We start from the raw sequence: 18,242 nt of genomic DNA on the forward strand, positions 1-18,242 counted from the left end.
TGATGTTGATGAAAACCACCGTCACTTCTTCCCCGTCGCTGGCGGGGACTTCCGGGATCACCCTGGACTCGCTGCGCGTTTCATACCACGGCAACGTGGTCTTAAAACCGCTGTCATTGACCATTGAACCCGGTGAGGTGCTGGCGCTGATAGGCCCTTCCGGTTCCGGGAAAACCACGGTGCTGCGGGCGATCGCCGGATTTGTGCAACCGGCTGGCGGTCGGATTGTGATCGGCGATACTGATGTCACCCAGCTGCCGCCGTATCAACGCGGGCTGGCGATGGTGGTGCAGAACTACGCGCTGTTTCCGCATATGAAGGTGGAAGATAACGTCGCTTTCGGCCTGCGGGCGCAAAAGCAGCCCAGGGCGCTTATCGCCGAGCGGGTGACTGAAGCCTTAAAAATCGTCGGTATGGCGGATTACGCCACCCGCTACCCGCATCAGCTTTCCGGCGGCCAGCAGCAGCGCGTCGCGATAGCCCGCGCGATTGCCGTGCGTCCTCGGGTACTGTTGCTCGATGAACCGCTGTCGGCGCTGGATGCGCAAATTCGTCATAACATGGTGGAAGAGATTGCCCGTCTGCATCGCGAACTGCCGGAACTGACCATTCTCTACGTCACCCACGATCAGACCGAAGCGCTGACCCTGGCGGATAAAATCGGCATCATGAAAGACGGTTCGCTGATTGCCCACGGTGAAACGCACGAGCTGTACCACTATCCGCCGAACCGCTTTAGCGCCGAATTCCTCGGCCGCGCCAATATCCTGCAGGCGACGGCGCTGAAGGACAGCACCGAGCCGGGGCTGGTTAGCGTGAGCTGCGGCGGCGGACTGATTAACGCCTTCAGCCGGGGCGGCCTGCATGGCAACAACAAGCTGTTATGCATTCGCCCGCAGCACATGAGCCTGACGCCGCGATCGGCAACCAGTAATCGTCTCAACGCCACCCTGACCTCGGTACACTGGCAGGGCGATCTGACGCATCTGCTGTGCGACGTCGCGGGCGAAGCGGTGCGGATCGTCATGACCCACGTCAACCCACTCCCGCGCGCGGGGGACAAGCTGGCGCTCTACTTCGAACCTGGCGATGCGGTTCTGATCGAGGTGCCATGATGACGCAGACCCTCACGCTTGCGCGTCCGGCGCGAAACCTACGCCCTTACCTGTGGCTGGCGTTGCCGCTGCTGGTGCTGGCGACGCTATTTTTCTATCCGCTACTGCTGATCGCCGAACAGGCGTTACGCGACGCCAGCGGCAACCTGAGCCTCGAGACTTTTTGGCAGGTGATTGACTCAAAACGCTTTATTGGCGCGCTGCTCAATACCTTACAGATTGCGGTGTTCGCTACCCTTGGCTGCCTGGTACTCGGCAGCGTGCTGGCGCTGATTCTGGTGTTTATTCCGTTTCCCGGCAGCCAACTGGTGAGCCGGATCATTGATACGTTTATCGCGCTGCCGACCTTCCTGATTACTCTCGCGTTCACCTTTATTTACGGCTCGGCGGGGCTGCTCAACGGCACCCTGATGGCGCTGTTTGCTTTTGAACTGCCGCCGGTGGATTTTCTCTATTCGATAAACGGCGTGATTCTGGCGGAGATCACCGTCTTTACGCCGCTGGTGATGCGCCCGCTGATGGCCGGACTGCGGCAGATAGATAAGAGCCAGCTGGAAGCGGCGAGTATTCTCGGCGCCCATCCGCTACGGGTGATTACCCAGGTTATCTTCCCGGCGGCGCTACCGGCGCTGATGGCGGGCGGCAGCCTTTGCCTGCTGTTGACCACTAACGAGTTCGGTATCGTGCTGTTTATTGGCGCCAAAGGGGTTAATACCCTGCCGATGATGGTCTACAGCAAGGCGATTCTGGAGTCGGATTACAGCGTGGCCTGCATGATTGCGCTGATTAATATTCTGCTGTCGCTGGGGCTGTTTATGCTCTATCGGCTGGCGGCGGCGCGCACTGGCGTAAGGAGTTAACGATGTTGATTTGGTCGCGTAAAGGCCGCGCGGCGGCGGGCGCGCTGGCGGTCACGCTATTTGCCGGCGTTTTCCTGCTGCCGCTGGCGGTGATTTTACTCTCCAGCTTGAGTAAACAATGGAATGGCCTGCTGCCCACCGGCTTTACCTTTGCCCACTTTGTTAACGCCTTTCGCGGCGCGGCGTGGGATTCGCTGTTTTCGAGCCTGATGGTGGGCTTCTGCGCCAGCCTGTTGGCGCTGCTGTGTGGGATGTGGGCGGCGCTGGCGCTGCGCCAGTATGGCGCGAGGCTACAGAAATATCTTGGCCTGGCGTTTTATCTGCCCAGCGCCATCCCCTCGGTTTCCGTCGGGCTGGGCATTCTGGTGGCGTTCAGCCAGGGGCCGCTGCAGATGAACGGCACCTTCTTTATCGTTCTGGCGGCGCACTTCGTGCTGATCTCCGCCTTTACCTTCAGCAACGTAACCACCGGGCTGGCGCGGATTTCCGCCGATATTGAAAACGTCGCCTCAAGCCTGGGCGCTTCACCGTGGTATCGCCTGCGCCATGTGACGCTGCCGCTGATGACGCCGTGGATGATTTCAGCGCTGGCGCTGAGCCTGTCGCTGTCGATGGGAGAGTTGGGGGCGACGGTGATGATCTATCCGCCGGGCTGGACGACGCTGCCGGTGACCATTTTCAGCCTCACCGATCGCGGCAATATCGCCGATGGCTCGGCGCTGACCATTGTGCTGGTGGGCGTCACGCTGCTGTTGATGATGAAGCTTGAGCGTATCGCCCGCCGATTAAGCCAGAGATAAAGAATTGATAACGCCACCCGGGCACGGGGCTGACCGCCCGGCGGCGCTACGCTTGCCGGTCCTGGGGGGATCCCGCAGGCCTCCTCAGTCGTAGCCCGGCTAAGCGTAGCGCCAGCCGGGAACGCTCCTTCAACAACGCTATCGCATCAGAACCACGCCTCAAACATCCCGCCGACGTTCAGCGAATCCAGCTGCTGGTCTTTGGTGTTGTTGACCTTCGCGGTATGCTCGTTATCCACCTGACCACCGGTCACGTAGAAGCGCAGCATCGGACGGAACTCCGGCCCCATGCCGATGGCGATGTTCTGCGACAGCGTCAGCTTCCAGCCGTGGTTATCCCCGCCCTGGTCGTAATCCACGCGCTGGTAGCCCGCTTCCAGCCAGGTGGAGTGCACGTCGTTCCAGAAGTACATCGGCCGGACGATGGCGCCGTAGTTTTTACGGTTGTCGGTGTTGTCCTTGCCGTTGTCGTAGTCATGGAAGGCCAGCAGGTATTCGATCTGCGCCTGCTGGGTGAACTTATGGTTGCCCTCGAAGCTGGCGTAGACCGTGGTCAGGTCGTCGGTTTTGTTGTAGACGCTGTTATCCGAGTTGTCGGAGTAGCGCAGGATCACCTTGTTCACCCCGCTGTCGTTGGTGTGGCTCAGCACCAGCCCGCCCTGCCAGGCTTCGAGGCGGGCGTCGCTGTCCACCGCCTTCGAATCAAAGCCGTAGTTGGCGTACACCTCGACGTCGATCGGCCCGGCTTTGATGTTGTGGGTTTTGGTGGTCAGCGCGTAGTGGCCGTTGTCGCCAGTGTCGGAGCTGCCGGTACAGGTGATGCGCGACGGGTTAGTCTCGTCGGCCATCACTTCCGGGCTACAGGATTTCACCTGCGACACCGCCGCCACGTCGAACTGCACGCCGCCGATATCAAAGTTCTTCACCCCGGCGCCCTGGCCGTCGTGGTTCATCCAGAAGTAGTCGTTGATCCCCTGTTGCGGACGCTGGTGGAAGTCGCGCCCGGCCCAGATATAGGCGTTGGGGTTGGATTCGAGGACGTTGGTGACGCCGACGTAGGCCTTCTTCAGGTTAACTTCATCGCTCCAGTGGTCGAACATCACGTTGAGATCCCAGATAGCCCCCTGCGCGCTTTTGAAGGCCTTGCTGATCTGGAATTCACCGCCGTTGCTTTCGTTGCCCAGACGGCCGATCGCTGAGGCGCCGTTATAGGAGCCGTCGACGCCGACATATTTCTGGTCGCCGGTCTGGAAGTGGGCGCCATAGCGGGCGTAGCCGCTGAACTTGAGGCCGAACGGAATGGCCATATCCGGCGAGGCGGCGGTGGTCTGCGGGTTGGTGATCACGTCGACCTTTTTGTCGGCCGCGGCGTCAATTTTCGCCTGGCGGTCGGCCAGCGCTTTATCAACGGCTTTGGCGACGATGGCGTTGATCTGTTCCTGCGTAAATTCTTGGGCCATGACAGAAATTGGGCACAGCGCGGCGACAACCGCCATGGCTAAAGGCAGTTTTTTCACAGTATTCATGGTTATCTCGTTTTAATAATTAATATATTTCAGATAATAACCATCCCATTCTGGCTAAAATAAATAACCAAAATAAGCTGATTTGTTTTTTAGGGTACAGCGACGCCGGAGAATAATATTCTCGCTGACGTTATTCCATATTAATTAACGCTGGTACAGATGGATTAATTCCTCTGAGAATTCACGGGCCAGCAGCGAATTCATCAGATGATCCTGGGCATGTACCATAATCAGCGTCATGGGCTGACGCGCTTCACCGGCATCCTGCCCGATGAGCTGGGTTTGCATCTGATGCGCCCGGCGGGCGTAGCCGTCGGCCTCATTTAAGAGTAAGCGCGCTTCGTCGATATTTCCGGTTCGGGCCGCATGCAGCGCTTCAAAACATAATGAGCGTGACTGTCCCGCATTAACGATAATTTCCATTACCGCATCTTCTAATTCAATCATGTATATTCCTGAGGTATTTATTATTTAATAATGCAGGGAAAGTCCATTTTCTGCATTATTACGCTGTCATCTTATTATCTCTCCGGAAGGAGAGGGATTAGCTAACGGTTTCTGCCACCGGAACGCTATTTTTGGCTTTCTCAACTTCGGTTTTCATTAAGGAACGTTCATAAGCGCGCAGGAACGGCAGGTAAATGACCGCCGACATCACCATGCAGATAACGCACATCACCACCGGACTCAGGGTCCAGTTAGCCGCCCACGAGGCGCCAATCGGGGCCGGCGTGGTCCACGGCGTCAGCGACACTACCTGGCTCAGCCAGCCAAGACGGGTTGCGCCGTAAGCCAGCACCGCGTTGACCATCGGTACGCAGACGAAGGGGATAAACATCATCGGGTTCATGATGATCGGCGCGCCGAACAGGATCGGCTCGTTGATATTAAAGAAGCTCGGCACGATGCCCATCTTGCCGATGGTCCGCAGATGGGTAGCCCGACTACGCAGCAGCAGGAAAGCCAGCGGCAGGGTCGAACCGACGCCGCCAATAAGCAGATAGTGATCCCAGAAGCCCTGCAGATAGACGTGCGGCAGTACCGTACCCGCCGCCAGCGCCGCCTGGTTTGCCGACAGGTTGGCCATCCAGAACGGGTTCATAATGCCGGTGACAATCAGCGAGCCGTGGATCCCGGCGAACCAGAAAATCTGGCACATCAGAACGGAGAGCAAAATCGCCGGCAGCGAGTCGGAGGCGGAAACCAGCGGCTCCAGCAGATGCATGATCGCCTGCGGCAGGATCATCCCGGTCTGCGCTTCGATAAACAGATTCAGCGGATGCAGAGTGGCGATAACCACCAGCACCGGGATCAGGATTTCAAACGAACGGGCGACGCCGGTCGGCACCTCTTTCGGCAGACGAATAGTAATGTTGTTTTGCTTCAGCCACGCGTAGACGCGGGTGGAGTAAATGGCGGTGATCAGGGCGGTGAAAATGCCCTGGCCGGACAAATACTGAGTGGAAATTTTACCATCGGCATAGGGCGCGGCGACCAGCAGGAAGGCCATAAACGCCAGCAGACCGGACATCACCGGATCGAGCTGAAACTGACGACCAAGGCTGGCGCCAATGCCGACCGAGATAAAGAAGGTCATCACGCCCATGCTGAGGTTAAACGGCAGCATCAGCTGTTCGCGGTAATGCTGGGAGAAATCAAGCCAGCCGCGGGCAAAGCCGTTGGTGGTATCGGGGGAAAACGGCGGAAAGATAAATACCAGCATGAAAGAGCCGATGATCATAAACGGCAAGGCGGCAGTAAAGCCATCGCGGATCGCGATAACGTATTTCTGCTGCCCAAGGCGTCCTGCCAGCGGAGTAATAGATTGCTCGATCACGGCAATCATGGACTGATACAGAGAACTCATTTCAACACCTCTCAGTGCGCCGCTGGGATCAGCGACAGAGCATAATTCAGGACGTTGTCTCCCCGCTGCATACCGTAGTCCATCGTATCGATGGGCTGAACGGGAATGTTCAGGGAAGCCGCTTTCTCAGACAGGGTTTTCAACATGTATTTCACCTGGGGGCCAAGCAACACCACCTGATACTGCGGAAACTGCATGTCAAATTCGGAAACACCATAGGCATCAATCTGCACCGGCAGGTCACGTTCCTTCGCCGCCTCCACCATCTTTCTGACCAGCAGACTGGTGGACATCCCGGCAGAGCAGCACAGCATAATCTTGTACATCGACGACCATCCTCAAAATGTAAAAAGTTATTGCGTCGGTGATTTGATATCAGACGGAAACCGGTTTCCATTCATAAAAAGCAGAACTGTGATAGTGGTCAAGATCTCCTGCTTATGGGGCGGATTTATTGGATTTCGCTCACATTATTCTGTCGATTTGGCGATGTTTTGCGCTGAAATGGAAAATCGGTTTCCAAACAAATGACGAAATGGATATACTGCGCTGGTCACAATTGAAGCGATTCAGGTTTACAGGATTTTGGCGGGACGCGGCGCCCGCGCAGGGGAAAATGATGTCGACAATCAATGATGTTTCACGACTTGCCGGGGTTTCCAAAGCCACGGTGTCGCGAGTGTTGAGCGGCTCACGTGGCGTGAAGGAAGCCAGTCGTCAGGCGGTACTGCAGGCGGCGGAAGCGCTCAATTACCGGCCAAACATGATAGCCCAGTCGTTGCTCAGTCAGTCCACCGGCTGCATCGGCGTCATCTGCGCCCAGGACAACATCAATCAAACCACCAGCTATCTCTACGCCCTGGAAAAACAGCTCAGCCAGCACCAGAAACACCTGCTGCTGCGCTTCGCCAACACCAGCAACGGCGTGATGAACTCGCTGGAGGAGTTGACCTGCGGATTGTGCGATAACGTGCTGATCATCGGCGCGCGTTTCCCCCTGAATATTAACCGCCCGGACGTGGTGCTGGTGGACTGCCTCGACAGCGAGGGTGACAACAGCATTCAGTACGATCATGCCTTTGCCGCCGAAACCGCGTGCCACTATCTGATAAGCCAGGGAAGACGGCAGATTGCGCTGATTCATCCGCAGAGCAGCGGCTTCGCCGATCAGGTGCTGCTGGGCTATAAGCACGCGCTGGAAAAAAACTTTTTGCCGTTTAACCGCAACCTGGTGTTTCTGGATAACACCTCACCGTCGGTGGCGGTGCAGGAGCTGGTCAATAACGCCACGACGCTGAACTTTAACGCGCTGCTGGTGAGCGATGAGCTGCAGGCGCAGCGCGTGGTGCCGCAGCTGCAGGCCTTTAACCGCGCTGTTCCGCAAAATGTCATGGTGTTTAGCCTCGCCGGATCGTTACAGCTGCCCGGTATCCCCACCATTCCGGCCATTGAATATTCCATGGACGCGATGGCGTCGCGGATCGTCAACTGGCTGACCGAGAAAACGGACAACCCGGGCGGCAGCCCGCTGCGCGGCGATTTAATTATTCCGAAGCACTGAACTCCGCTCTTGCCCTGACCCGCCGCCGTTGGCTGCGGGTTTTTTGCTGGCTGGTTTTTGTCGTATCCCTCACATTATAAATAAAACTCATATCTGACGCCGGGTTTTCGAACCGGACAGCCTGCGTGACCTGCCTTAAGTTGAGTACGAAAGTTCCACTCAAAAAACACTAACCAGAACATTCGTACCGCCTGCTTGAGGAAGTCACCCTATGAATCACACGAACGTTGTCGATGTGAAAGCGTGGATAGATGCCCGCCCGGTCTCGCGCTTTCAATGGAACGTGCTGCTACTCTGTTTCATCATCATTATGCTGGATGGTTATGACGCTGCGGTGATGGGCTTTGTCGCCCCGGCGCTCATTGAGGACTGGGGCATCAGCCGGGCTGAAATGGGGCCGATACTCGGGGCGGCCATGTTCGGCGTCGCCATCGGCGCCCTGGTGGCGGGCCCGCTTTCTGACCGCTACGGCCGAAAACGCATTTTACTCTGGTCGGTGGCGCTGTTTGCGCTGTTCAGCCTGGCCGGCGCCGTGGCGCAAAGCCCATCACAGCTGGCGCTGATGCGTTTTCTCACCGGCCTTGGACTTGGCGCCGTGATGCCCAACTGCGTCACGCTGGTGGCGGAATATATGCCGGAGCGGCGTAAAGGGGTGATGATCACCCTGATGTACAGCGGTTTTAACGTGGGTTCCGGCCTCGGCGGCTTTATCGCCGCCGGGTTGTTATCGCATTACAGCTGGCACTCGGCGCTGATTTTTGGCGGCGTGCTGCCGCTCGTGGTGCTCCCCTTTATGATCGTGATGTTGCCGGAGTCGGCGATGAACATGGTGGCGCGCCGACTACCGGGCGAGCAGATCGCCAGGGCGCTTAACCGGCTTGGGGGCCAGTTTACGGCTGAAACCGTTTTCCAGCTCAATACACCGCCCATCACGCGGAGCAGCAAAGTGGCGCAGCTGTTCCGGCATGGTTATGCCCGCGGCACGGTAGCGCTGTGGCTGACCTATTTTATGGGGCTGTTCGTGATTTATCTGCTGAACGGCTGGCTGCCAACCATTCTCCGCTCCGGCGGGCTGTCGCTGCAGCAGGCGGCGATGATGACCGGCTTGTTCCAGCTCGGCGGCCCGCTGGGCGGGATCCTTGTCGGTATGCTGATGGATCGTGCTTCGGCGAAAGCCGTGATTGCGGCAACCTATTTCCTCGGCTGCCTGTGCCTGTTGTCCCAGGGGTTGATGGATTTCGGCTCGGCGGCGCTGTCGGTGCTGATTTTCATCAGCGGGATGTGCATTAACGGCGCGCAGAACGGTCTGCAGGCCTATTCGCCAGCCTATTATCAAACCGAGATCCGCGCTACCGGTGTCAGCTGGATGCATGGTATCGGCCGTACCGGGGCTATTCTCAGCTCCACGCTGGGTGGGATGCTGATGCTGGCGGTGCCGGGACATTCCGCGATCTTTCTGGTGCTTGCGCTGCCGGCCTGCCTGGCGGGCATCTGTATTTTGTTGCACCGTATGAATCACGCTAAGCCTCGACTCACAGAGGCAGAACTGGACGCTTTGTCATCCCCCCTGGAACACCGATAAGTGGAGTTATCTGATGGCTAACATTCTCGGCGGTATCGCCGTCTCTCATACCCCGACTATCGGCTTCGCGGTCGATCATCATAAACAGCAGGACCCGGCGTGGTCGCCGATCTTCCAGAGCTTCGAACCGCTGCAGCGCTGGTTGGAGGAGAAAAAGCCGGATGCGCTGGTGTACATCTTTAATGACCATGTGACCGCCTTTTTCTTCGATCACTATTCGACTTTTACGCTGGGAATCGACAGTCAATATGATGTTGCCGATGAGGGCGGCGGACCACGCTGTCTGCCGCCGGTCCAGGGCAATGCGGCGCTCTCAAGGCACATTGGCGCCAGCCTGATGGCCGATGAGTTTGATATGTCGTTCTTTATGGATAAAAAGCTCGACCACGGCCTTTTCTCGCCGCTTTCGGCGCTGTTGCCCTGGGATGAAGCGCAGGGATGGCCGACGGCGGTGATCCCGTTACAGATCGGCGTGCTGCAATTTCCGGTACCGAGCGCGCGTCGTTGTTACAAACTCGGTCAGGCGCTGCGCCGGGCGATTGAAAGCTTCCCGGAAGATCTCAATGTGGCGATTGTCGCGACCGGCGGCCTCTCGCATCAGGTTCATGGCGAGCGCTGCGGATTTAATAATCCCGACTGGGATGCTCAGTTTGTTGACATGCTGGTTAATGACCCGGAAAAGCTCACCGAAATGACCCTTGGCGAATATGCCGAGCTAGGGGGGATGGAGGGGTCCGAAGTGATCATGTGGCTGGTGATGCGCGGCGCGCTATCAGCCAATGTCACCGAAACCTGGCGCGACTATTACCTGCCGTCGATGACCGGTATCGCCACGCTGATCCTTGAGAACAATGCGCGCCTGCCTCCCGTCGATACCCTGACGCGCCATCGCCAGCATATGGCGCAGCAGCTGGCCGGGGTGGAGAAACTACCGGGAACCTATCCTTTTACCCACGAGCGCAGTCTGAATGGTCTGCGGCTTAACCGTTTCCTGCATCGGCTGATTGAGCCTGCCTGGCGCGAACGTTTTCTGCAGTCGCCTCAGTCGCTTTATGCCGAAGCCGGACTGAGTGAGGAGGAACAGCAACTGCTTAACGCGCGCGACTGGCGGGGATTGATTCAGTATGGCGCCAGTTTCTTCCTGCTGGAGAAAATGGGCGCGGTGGTCGGCGTATCCAACCTGCATATTTACGCCGCGATGCGCGGGCAGACGCTGGAAGCGTTTCAGCAAACGCGCAACCAGCAGGTAACCTACTCGGTGGCGGGTAAACGTTAAGCGGTTCCGTCCTGAACCTGCTGATAAATAAAACGCAACAGCGCTTGCGTCGCCGGGGAGGGCAGGCTGCCGGCGCGAAACGTCAGCCCGATACGCCGGGTGGTATCGGGCAGGGGGACCGGCAACACGCTGAGCAGCCCATTGTCTGTCTCAAAACGCATCTGGCTGGCGGATACCGCCGCCAGCATGTCGGAGTCCTGCAGCAATCCTCGCACCATTGCCGCATCCCCGGTCTCCACCGTCGGCTGGGGCAGCGGCTGCCCCAGGGTGACAAACGCCTTATCCAGCAAATGGCGCGCCGGCGCGTTGGCGCGCGGCAGCACCCATTGCGCGGTCGCCAGCTGGCTGCGCGGATCCGGATGGCGCAGCAGCGGGTGGTTATTACGCAGTAAAATCAACATATCCTCTTCGAATAACGCTTCGCTACAGAGGTCCGGGAGATCTTCATCCTGGCGCAGGGCGCCGATAATAAAATCGATATTACCTGCCCGCATATCGGCGACCAGCGACTCATACGGGCTTTCATTGGTCATGAGGGTGATGCCCGGGTGCTGGGCCAGAAAGGCGGCGATGGCGGAGGGCAGTAGCCGGGTCCGGCTCAGCGGCAGGGCGCCAATGCGCACGCTACCCTCCAGCACCCCGCGACGGGCGGCGAGATCGCTCCAGATATTTTCCAGCTCGTTGAGCGCTCTGCTCACCGGGGGATAGAGTAGCTCCGCGGCGGGCGTGGGGCGCACCCCTTCTGGCGTCCGGCGAAATAGCGCCGAATCCGCCCCTTTCTCCAGGACCTTCAGCGCGGCACTGACCGCCGGCTGGGTGATCCCCAACTGTTGCGCGACGGTTTGGGTATGGTTGACGTGATAGAGCTGAATAAAAATGGCTAACCGGCGGGTATTGAACAGCCAGCCGGCGTCCGCCAGCGGGCCGCTGCTGCGGGTATGGTGTTTCTGCAACAGCGCCGGGATGGCCTGCAGGTCGTCAATCGCCCGCCGGGCGCGCGGCAGGATGCACTTGCCATACTCGGTGGGCACCATGCCGCTGTAATGGCGTTCGAACAGCGTGACGTTCAACGCGGCTTCAAGGTCGCGGATCGCCCGGGTTATTGCTGACTGCGTGCGGAATAAGTCATCGGCCGCACGCGAGACGCTGCCGCGCAGCGCGACCTGACAGAAAAAGCGCAGCTGCATGATATTTATAATTTTATCGTGCTTTCTCTTCAGCATTGTTCGTCAGGCCTGAAACAGTGAGTGAATCGACAACATAAATAAAAATCATAGCCTTCGCAAGTTAACGAATTACCTCCCTGCGACGGGACATGACAAGCTGAAAAAAACAACAGAGGAAGCCATCATGTCTCATCCGGTTAGCGAAAAAAGTGCCCTTGTCGTCAGCGCCCACTCGGCCGATTTCGTCTGGCGCGCGGGCGGTGCGATAGCGCTGCATGCCCTGCAGGGCTATCAGGTCCACGTGGTCTGTTTATCCTTTGGCGAGCGCGGCGAGTCCGCCAAACTGTGGCGCAAAGGCAACATGACCGAGGAGGCGGTGAAGCAGGTGCGTCGCGAAGAGGCGCAGGCCGCCGCTGAGATCCTGGGCGCCAGCGTCGAATTTTTTGATATCGGCGACTATCCGCTGCGCGCCGATAAAGAGACGCTATTTCGTCTGGCGGATGTGTATCGCCGCATCCAGCCCCACTTTGTCCTGACGCACTCCCTGCACGATCCCTATAACTACGATCATCCCCTGGCCTCCCATCTGGCGCAGGAAGCGCGGATTATCGCCCAGGCAGAAGGCTATCGCCCAGGCGAGAAAATTGTCGCTGCTCCCCCGGTTTACTGTTTCGAACCGCACCAGCCGGAGCAGTGCAACTGGAAACCCGATGTGTTGCTGGACATCACCGCCGTCTGGGAGAAAAAGTATCAGGCCATTCAGTGCATGCAGGGTCAGGAGCATCTGTGGGAGTACTACACCCGCGTGGCGCTGCAGCGCGGGGTGCAGGCCAAGCGCAATATCGGCATCACGGCCGCGCGCGATATCGTTCACGGCGAAGCCTTCCAGAGCATCTTCCCGCGCGTAACGGAGAACCTGGCATGAACCTGTTAAATAAAAAAGGCCTTGTGATCCGCCATCTGCCGCGCCATGACGAGGCGGTTTTGCGCCGCTGTGAGGCGGCCGGGGTAGCGACGCTCCATGAAGCCTGGGATCGTCAGGGGCTGATGGGGCCGGCAATCCGGCCGATTCAGCAGGGCGTCAGCCGGGCGGGCAACGCGGTAACCGTGCTGGTGACGCCAGGCGACAACTGGATGTTTCATGTCGCGGTCGAGCAGTGCCGCGCCGGCGATATTCTGGTGGTGGCCCCGACCTCGCCGTGCGGCGATGGCTTCTTCGGCGATCTGCTGGCGACGTCTCTGCAATCGCGCGGCGTGGTGGGGCTGGTGGGCGATATCGGCATTCGCGATTCGCAAACGTTGCGGGAGATGGGATTCGCCGTCTGGTCCCGTCAGGTTTATGCCCAGGGAACGGTGAAAGAGAGCCTCGGTTCGGTTAACGTCCCGGTGATTTGCGCAGGCCAGCTTGTGCAGCCGGGCGATGTCGTGGTGGCCGACGACGATGGCGTCGTGGTGCTGCCTCACGCGCAGGTCCGTGATGTGCTTGATAAAGCGGAAGCCCGCATGAGCAATGAGCTTGCGAAGCGTGAGCGGATGCGCCATGGCGAGCTGGGGCTGGATATTTACGCTATGCGCCCGCGTCTGGCGGAAAAGGGACTGCGGTATTACGACCGCGCAGACGAGGTGGAGGAATAAATGGCGCAACGCGGAATCCCCTGTCTATGGATGCGCGGCGGCACCTCGAAGGCAGCCTGTTTTCTGGCTGACGATCTGCCTGCCGATCCGGTGCAACGTGATGCGGTGCTGCTGGCGGTGATGGGCTCGCCTGATCCCCGGCAAATTGACGGGATCGGCGGCGCCGATCCGCTGACCAGTAAAGTGGCGATTATCCGCCGCTCCGCACGGCCTGACGCCGATGTGGACTATCTGTTTGCCCAGGTGAACGTGGCGGCGGCCACCGTGGATTACGGCCAAAACTGCGGCAATATTCTCGCCGCCGTTGGCCCTTTCGCCATCGAGCGCGGGCTGGTTCGCCACGATGCGCCGCTCACGCGGGTGCGTATTTTTATGGAGAACACGGGGCAACTGGCGGTGGCAGAGATCCCCTGCGATGCCGACGGGGTCGACTACGTCGGCGAGAGCCGTATCGATGGCGTGCCGGGCAGCGCCAGCCCGATCCTGCTCCATTTTCTTGATGTGGCCGGCTCCAGCTGCGGGGCCTTGCTGCCGACCGGTCGGGTTCGTGACCGTTTTGACGGCGTTGAGGTGACCTGCATCGATAACGGTATGCCGGTGATCCTGCTGCGCGCTTGCGACCTCGGTTGCACCGGCTATGAGACGCGCGAACAGCTGGATAATGACGACGCGCTGAAACGTCGGCTGGAGTCGATTCGCCTGCAGGCCGGGCCGCTGATGCAGCTTGGCGACGTCAGCCAGCGCACGGTGCCCAAGATGACCCTGATCGCCGAGCCGCGACACGGCGGCGCCATCAGCAGCCGCACCTTTATCCCCCACCGCTGCCACGCGTCGATCGGCGTGTTTGGCGCGGTGAGTGTGGCCAGCGCCTGTCTGCTCCCCGGATCCGTCGCGCAGGGTATGGCGCAGGTGACGCCAGGCGCTACGCCGCTGCTCAGCGTTGAGCATCCGACAGGCGAATTTAGCGTGACGCTTCAGCTTGACGCTGACGGTGCCCTGGCAGGCTGCGGCCTGTTACGCACGGCGCGACTGCTGTTTGCTGGCGAGGTTTTTATTCCGGCCCGCGTCTGGCCGCGTGAGGAGTGATGATGACGATCGCGTTTATTGGTTTTGGCGAGGCGGGTGGCATTCTGGCGGCGGATCTGGCCCGTGAGCATACGGTGACCATGTGGGATTGCAAGCTCAATGGCCCGGCGCGAGAGGCGATGGGCAATAAAGCTCGTGATTCGCGCGTTCAGGTGGGGAATTCGCTGGCGCAGGCGCTGGAGGGGGCTACGCTGGTTTTCTCTACTGTGACCGCGGGTGAGGCGCTAAAGGTGGCGCAGCAGGCTGCGGCGCTGCTGCAGCCGGGGCAATACTTCCTCGATCTCAACTCCGTGGCACCGGAGACGAAACGGCAGGCCGCCGCTCATTTTCTGCCCGGCGCCTACATTGATGTCGCGGTGATGGCGCCGGTACCGCCCGCCCGATTGCAGACACCGTTATTGATCGGTGGGCCACAGGCGGAGGCGATCGCGCCGCGTCTGCAGGGGCTGGGGCTGAATGCCCGCTACGGCGCCAGTACGGTGGGCCAGGTGTCGGCGATAAAAATGTGCCGCAGCGTGATGATCAAGGGTCTTGAAGCGCTCACCACAGAATGCCTGTTCGCGGCCCGTGAATATGGCGTCGAGGAGGAGGTGCTTAGTTCCTTGCATCATAGTTTCCCCTCTCTGGGCTGGACAGGCGCGTTCCCCGACTATCTGATCAGCCGGGTGGCGGAACATGGCATTCGGCGCAGCGAAGAGATGGAAGAGGTGGTGAAAACCCTGCGTGACGTGGGGAGCGCCGGGATAATGAGCGAGGCGATCGCGAAAAGCCAGCGCCAGCTGCCGGAGCAGATGGCCGCCCGTAGCCTGAGCTACAGGCAGCTGACGCCGTTTGACTGGAAAACGCTGGTCGCCAGGCTGAAATAACCGCTATTTGGCCGGACAGACGATTTTGTCGATTGCGGCCTGGTAGCTTTTCTGGTTATTGCGCTCTTTCGCCAGCGTTGCTTCGCGGACCGCGTTCTTGTTACCGTCGGTCGCCAGCACTTTATTGGCAAAATCGTTATCGCTGAGGTGGCTTGCTGGCGCGCATTTTTCCTTCACCGCTTTGAGCACCTGCTGCTTTTGCTGCTCGAACTGCAGGCTTTGCAGCGGTGATTCGGCCCACGCCGACGTGGCGCTCAGGGCGGTGACCAGGCATACCATCCAACATGCTTTCATCAGGCTTCTCCTTCCGTAATCGCTCTCGTCAACTATATGCGCAGGCGCGAAAACACGCAAATAGCGGACAGTTTAACTTGTTGAAAATGCGCTTTTTCTCGCCTGCTCAGGCGGCTCTCACCCGCCGCCGCGAGTCGATGGCGATCAGCACCACCGACGCGAGGATCAGCAGGGTGCCCAGCCAGTCCGGCAGCGTGAAGGTGATCCCCAGCAGCAGGAGCGACAGCAGGGCGCTGCTCAGCGGTTCGGCGCAGCTGAGGATCCCGGCTTTGGCGCCGCCAATCTTCTGCGCGCCGTTGAGATAGAGGCTGAAGGTCAGCGAGGTACCGATCACCACCAGATAGAAAAAAGCTAACAGCAGGCTGCCGTTAACCACAAAGTTGGTGCCCTGGCCGCCGTAAAACGGCAGCAGCATCGCGCCGCCGAACAGCATGCTCCAGCCGACGATCGGCAGCGTCCCGTAGCGGGCAATCAGCGTCGAGGGATAGGTGGTATAAAAGGCGGCGGCAAACGCCGAGGCGATCCCCCAGAACAGCGCCGCCGGCGAAATCGACAGCGTCGTTGGGTTGCCGTGAGTCACCAGCAGAAAGGTGCCCGCCAGCGAGGTGCAGATAGCCCCCAGCACCAGCGGCGTGGGACGCGCTTTGCGGGCGAGGGCGAACCAGGCGACGATGATCGTCGGCGACAGGAATTGCAGCACCGTGGCCGTGGCGGCATTGGATTTTTCAATGGTCATCAGAAAGGTGAACTGCACGGTTAACGCGCCAAACAGCGAGAAAAACAGCAGACTGAGGGCGTCGCGGCGGTTTTGCAGCACGCGAAAAATGCGGTCGCCGTGAACAAAGCCGAGCATCAGCAGGATCAGCCCGGCGAACAGCAGACGCGTCATGGTCAGAAACGGCGACGACATCTGGCTTTCCTGCATAATAAATTGCGCACACACCCCGGAACTGCCCCACAGCACGGCGGCAATCAGTACGTTCAGCATCCCTTTTTTGCTGGAGCCCATCTTTTCCTCAAGCGAAATATGACAAAGGGGAATCATAGCATGCGCCCGCCCGGACGGCGGGGCAGGAAATGGTAGTCGGGCGCGGCGGCGTAACGATGTTGCAGGCCCGGTAAGGCGCAGCCGCCACCGGGCACTACCCGACAGTCGCGTTCTAGCTTAAATCGATATTTTTACTGCCGAACAGCCAGGTGAGGACAAAGCCGCACAGGTAGGAGACCGCCAGTCCGCCGGCGTAGACCGCCATCCCGGCGTAAATTCCGCTGCCGGAGGTCATCAGCGGCAGCGCCACCAGACCGGACGGGCCGAACACCGTGTTCAGGCCGACCGGCAGCCCCAGCCAGGCGATCAGTCCGACGAAGAACCCGCCGCAGGCACCGCCGAGGCAGGCGGTGACAAACGGCTTCATCCGCGGCAGGGTGACGCCGTAGATCAGCGGCTCGCCAATCCCGAGGAAGCCCGGAATAATCGCCCCTTTAATCTGGGTTCGCAGCAGCGAATCGCGCTTCGCCCGCCAGAACAGCGCCAGCGCCGCCCCCACCTGCCCGGCCCCGGCCATCGCCAGGATCGGGAACAGCGAGTTAAAGCCCTGGGCGTCCACCAGCGCAAAATAGACCGGCACAAACCCCTGATGCACACCAAACATCACCGCCAGCAGGAACAGGCCGGCCAGCACCGCCGAGCCAAACGGGTTGCCGTTAAGATGCAGGAACAGCCATGACATGCCGGTAAACAACCAGCCGCCAATCGGCATGATCACCGTAAAAGTCACTGCGCCCATGATCAGCAGGGTCACCGCCGAAGTGAGGATCATATCGAGGTTGGCGGGCATCACCCGCCGCACCTGACGCTCAACCCACGCGCCAAGGATAGCGGCGATCAGTACGCCGATGATATTGCCGCGCGGGTCAATGCCGTGGCCGAAGAAGGTGGAAATGCCGGCGTAGAAGCCGCTGGTTGCCTCCGGGTTGTAGCCCAGCACGAACAGCGAGGCGATAATCGCGCCGTTCACGCCGGAGCCGCCGAAGGCTTTCTGCGCGTTATAGCCAATCAGGATACTCAGGAAGGTAAACATCCCTTTGCTGAAGACCTTCATGTAGCCAATCAGCGCTACCAGGCTGGCGTTCGGATGGGCGTTCTCCAGCACGAAGACCTGTTCCGCCAGGGTAGCAAAGCCCAGCAGCAGCCCGACGGCAATAAAGCCGGGGATCAGCGGCGTAAAGATGGTGGCGAATTTAGCGAGAAATTTCTGCACCGCGCTGGTCTGCCTGCCCTTCAGCGCCTGCTTTTTCTCTGCTGCGATGTCGGCCAGCGACGGCGCGGCGGGCGCCTCTTCCAGCAGGCCGTTCATCATCTCGGCGGCGGTCTGCGCCTTGCCGGGGCCGAGCACCACCTGGAACTGCTCATCGCTGACGATCACCCCCATCACGCCGTCAATCTGGCGGATGGCGGCGCTGTTGGCCAGGCTTTCATCGCGCAGGGTCAAGCGCAGGCGCGTCATGCAGTTGCCTGCCTGCGCGACGTTTGCGGCGCCGCCCACGTGGGCGAGGATCCGCGCTATCATCTCTTTCGTTATTTTTGCCATTGCCCGTTACCTGTCTG

Annotated in this window: 18 protein-coding genes; 10 read left to right on the forward strand and 8 right to left on the reverse strand. The window is 59.6% G+C overall.

All coding sequences use genetic code 11. The features are described from left to right. Nucleotides 1-2 precede the first annotated feature (2 nt). From phnT to phnV, 3 genes are read left to right on the forward strand one after another with little or no spacing between them, the layout of a single operon-like run. Complete coding sequence (phnT, locus tag B8P98_RS00230; protein WP_095032621.1) at nt 3-1,115, forward strand: 2-aminoethylphosphonate ABC transport system ATP-binding subunit PhnT; 1,113 nt, start codon at nt 3-5, stop codon at nt 1,113-1,115. Then, on the forward strand, nt 1,115-1,975 hold the full coding sequence (gene phnU, locus B8P98_RS00235) for a 2-aminoethylphosphonate ABC transporter permease subunit (protein WP_095032622.1): 861 nt from the start codon (nt 1,115-1,117) through the stop codon (nt 1,973-1,975). Before phnT ends, phnU begins: the two co-directional genes overlap by 1 nt. Before the next feature lie 2 nt (nt 1,976-1,977). Continuing rightward, nucleotides 1,978-2,775: a 2-aminoethylphosphonate ABC transport system, membrane component PhnV gene (gene phnV / locus B8P98_RS00240; protein WP_025713854.1), complete on the forward strand. Its 798-nt coding sequence runs from the start codon at nt 1,978-1,980 to the stop codon at nt 2,773-2,775. Nucleotides 2,776-2,921: 146 nt separating this feature from the next. Here phnV and B8P98_RS00245 read toward each other — a convergent pair whose 3' ends face one another. From B8P98_RS00245 to B8P98_RS00260, 4 genes are all read right to left on the reverse strand, one after another. Beyond that, nucleotides 2,922-4,301, reverse strand: coding sequence for a carbohydrate porin (locus B8P98_RS00245; protein WP_095032623.1), 1,380 nt, complete (start codon nt 4,299-4,301; stop codon nt 2,922-2,924). 144 nt (nt 4,302-4,445) lie between these two features. Continuing rightward, complete coding sequence (locus tag B8P98_RS00250; protein ID WP_002923158.1) at nt 4,446-4,748, reverse strand: PTS lactose/cellobiose transporter subunit IIA; 303 nt, start codon at nt 4,746-4,748, stop codon at nt 4,446-4,448. A gap of 97 nt (nt 4,749-4,845) precedes the next feature. Then, nucleotides 4,846-6,168, reverse strand: a complete 1,323-nt coding sequence (locus B8P98_RS00255) for a PTS cellobiose transporter subunit IIC (RefSeq protein ID WP_008806769.1) — start codon at nt 6,166-6,168, stop codon at nt 4,846-4,848. Nucleotides 6,169-6,179: 11 nt separating this feature from the next. Beyond that, the gene (locus B8P98_RS00260; RefSeq protein WP_025713757.1) at nt 6,180-6,494 is read right to left on the reverse strand and encodes a PTS sugar transporter subunit IIB; all 315 of its coding nucleotides are present in this window, start codon (nt 6,492-6,494) and stop codon (nt 6,180-6,182) included. Nucleotides 6,495-6,787: 293 nt separating this feature from the next. Between B8P98_RS00260 and B8P98_RS00265 the strand changes: the two genes are divergently transcribed. From B8P98_RS00265 to B8P98_RS00275, 3 genes are all read left to right on the forward strand, one after another. Continuing rightward, complete coding sequence (locus tag B8P98_RS00265; protein ID WP_025713758.1) at nt 6,788-7,729, forward strand: LacI family DNA-binding transcriptional regulator; 942 nt, start codon at nt 6,788-6,790, stop codon at nt 7,727-7,729. 211 nt (nt 7,730-7,940) lie between these two features. Continuing rightward, nucleotides 7,941-9,311 (forward strand): MFS transporter, encoded by a 1,371-nt coding sequence (locus B8P98_RS00270; protein ID WP_095032624.1) that lies wholly within the window; start codon nt 7,941-7,943, stop codon nt 9,309-9,311. 13 nt (nt 9,312-9,324) lie between these two features. Next, entirely contained in the window at nt 9,325-10,587 is a 1,263-nt protein-coding gene (locus B8P98_RS00275; RefSeq protein ID WP_095032625.1) for a gallate dioxygenase, read from the forward strand. On the opposite strand, the gene B8P98_RS00280 is transcribed toward B8P98_RS00275, so the two are convergent. Next, complete coding sequence (locus B8P98_RS00280) at nt 10,584-11,810, reverse strand: LysR family transcriptional regulator (RefSeq protein ID WP_095032626.1); 1,227 nt, start codon at nt 11,808-11,810, stop codon at nt 10,584-10,586. The two genes, B8P98_RS00275 and B8P98_RS00280, sit on opposite strands and share 4 nt — an antisense overlap. Nucleotides 11,811-11,937: 127 nt before the next feature. Between B8P98_RS00280 and galB the strand changes: the two genes are divergently transcribed. Genes galB through B8P98_RS00300 form a run of 4 tightly spaced genes read left to right on the forward strand, consistent with a single transcriptional unit; the run spans nt 11,938 to nt 15,340 of the window. Then, the gene (gene galB / locus B8P98_RS00285; protein ID WP_008806774.1) at nt 11,938-12,678 is read left to right on the forward strand and encodes a 4-oxalmesaconate hydratase; all 741 of its coding nucleotides are present in this window, start codon (nt 11,938-11,940) and stop codon (nt 12,676-12,678) included. Further along, the gene (locus B8P98_RS00290; protein ID WP_008806775.1) at nt 12,675-13,388 is read left to right on the forward strand and encodes a 4-carboxy-4-hydroxy-2-oxoadipate aldolase/oxaloacetate decarboxylase; all 714 of its coding nucleotides are present in this window, start codon (nt 12,675-12,677) and stop codon (nt 13,386-13,388) included. Before galB ends, B8P98_RS00290 begins: the two co-directional genes overlap by 4 nt. Continuing rightward, nucleotides 13,389-14,474: a 4-oxalomesaconate tautomerase gene (locus B8P98_RS00295; protein ID WP_080924972.1), complete on the forward strand. Its 1,086-nt coding sequence runs from the start codon at nt 13,389-13,391 to the stop codon at nt 14,472-14,474. A 2-nt stretch (nt 14,475-14,476) separates the two neighbouring features. Then, entirely contained in the window at nt 14,477-15,340 is an 864-nt protein-coding gene (locus tag B8P98_RS00300; protein ID WP_080924971.1) for an NAD(P)-dependent oxidoreductase, read from the forward strand. Between the two features lie 3 nt (nt 15,341-15,343). Here B8P98_RS00300 and B8P98_RS00305 read toward each other — a convergent pair whose 3' ends face one another. The 3 genes from B8P98_RS00305 to murP all read right to left on the reverse strand — a co-directional run bounded on the left by B8P98_RS00305 (nt 15,344) and on the right by murP (nt 18,225). After that, a complete protein-coding gene (locus B8P98_RS00305) occupies nt 15,344-15,634 on the reverse strand; it encodes a YicS family protein (protein WP_002923120.1) in 291 nt (96 codons plus the stop codon). 106 nt (nt 15,635-15,740) lie between these two features. Then, complete coding sequence (locus B8P98_RS00310; RefSeq protein WP_080897987.1) at nt 15,741-16,643, reverse strand: DMT family transporter; 903 nt, start codon at nt 16,641-16,643, stop codon at nt 15,741-15,743. Between the two features lie 151 nt (nt 16,644-16,794). Further along, entirely contained in the window at nt 16,795-18,225 is a 1,431-nt protein-coding gene (gene murP / locus B8P98_RS00315) for a PTS N-acetylmuramic acid transporter subunit IIBC (protein WP_080897986.1), read from the reverse strand. Nucleotides 18,226-18,242: the final 17 nt, after the last annotated feature.

It is taken from the genome of Klebsiella quasivariicola, assembly GCF_002269255.1.
Taxonomy (GTDB): domain Bacteria; phylum Pseudomonadota; class Gammaproteobacteria; order Enterobacterales; family Enterobacteriaceae; genus Klebsiella; species Klebsiella quasivariicola.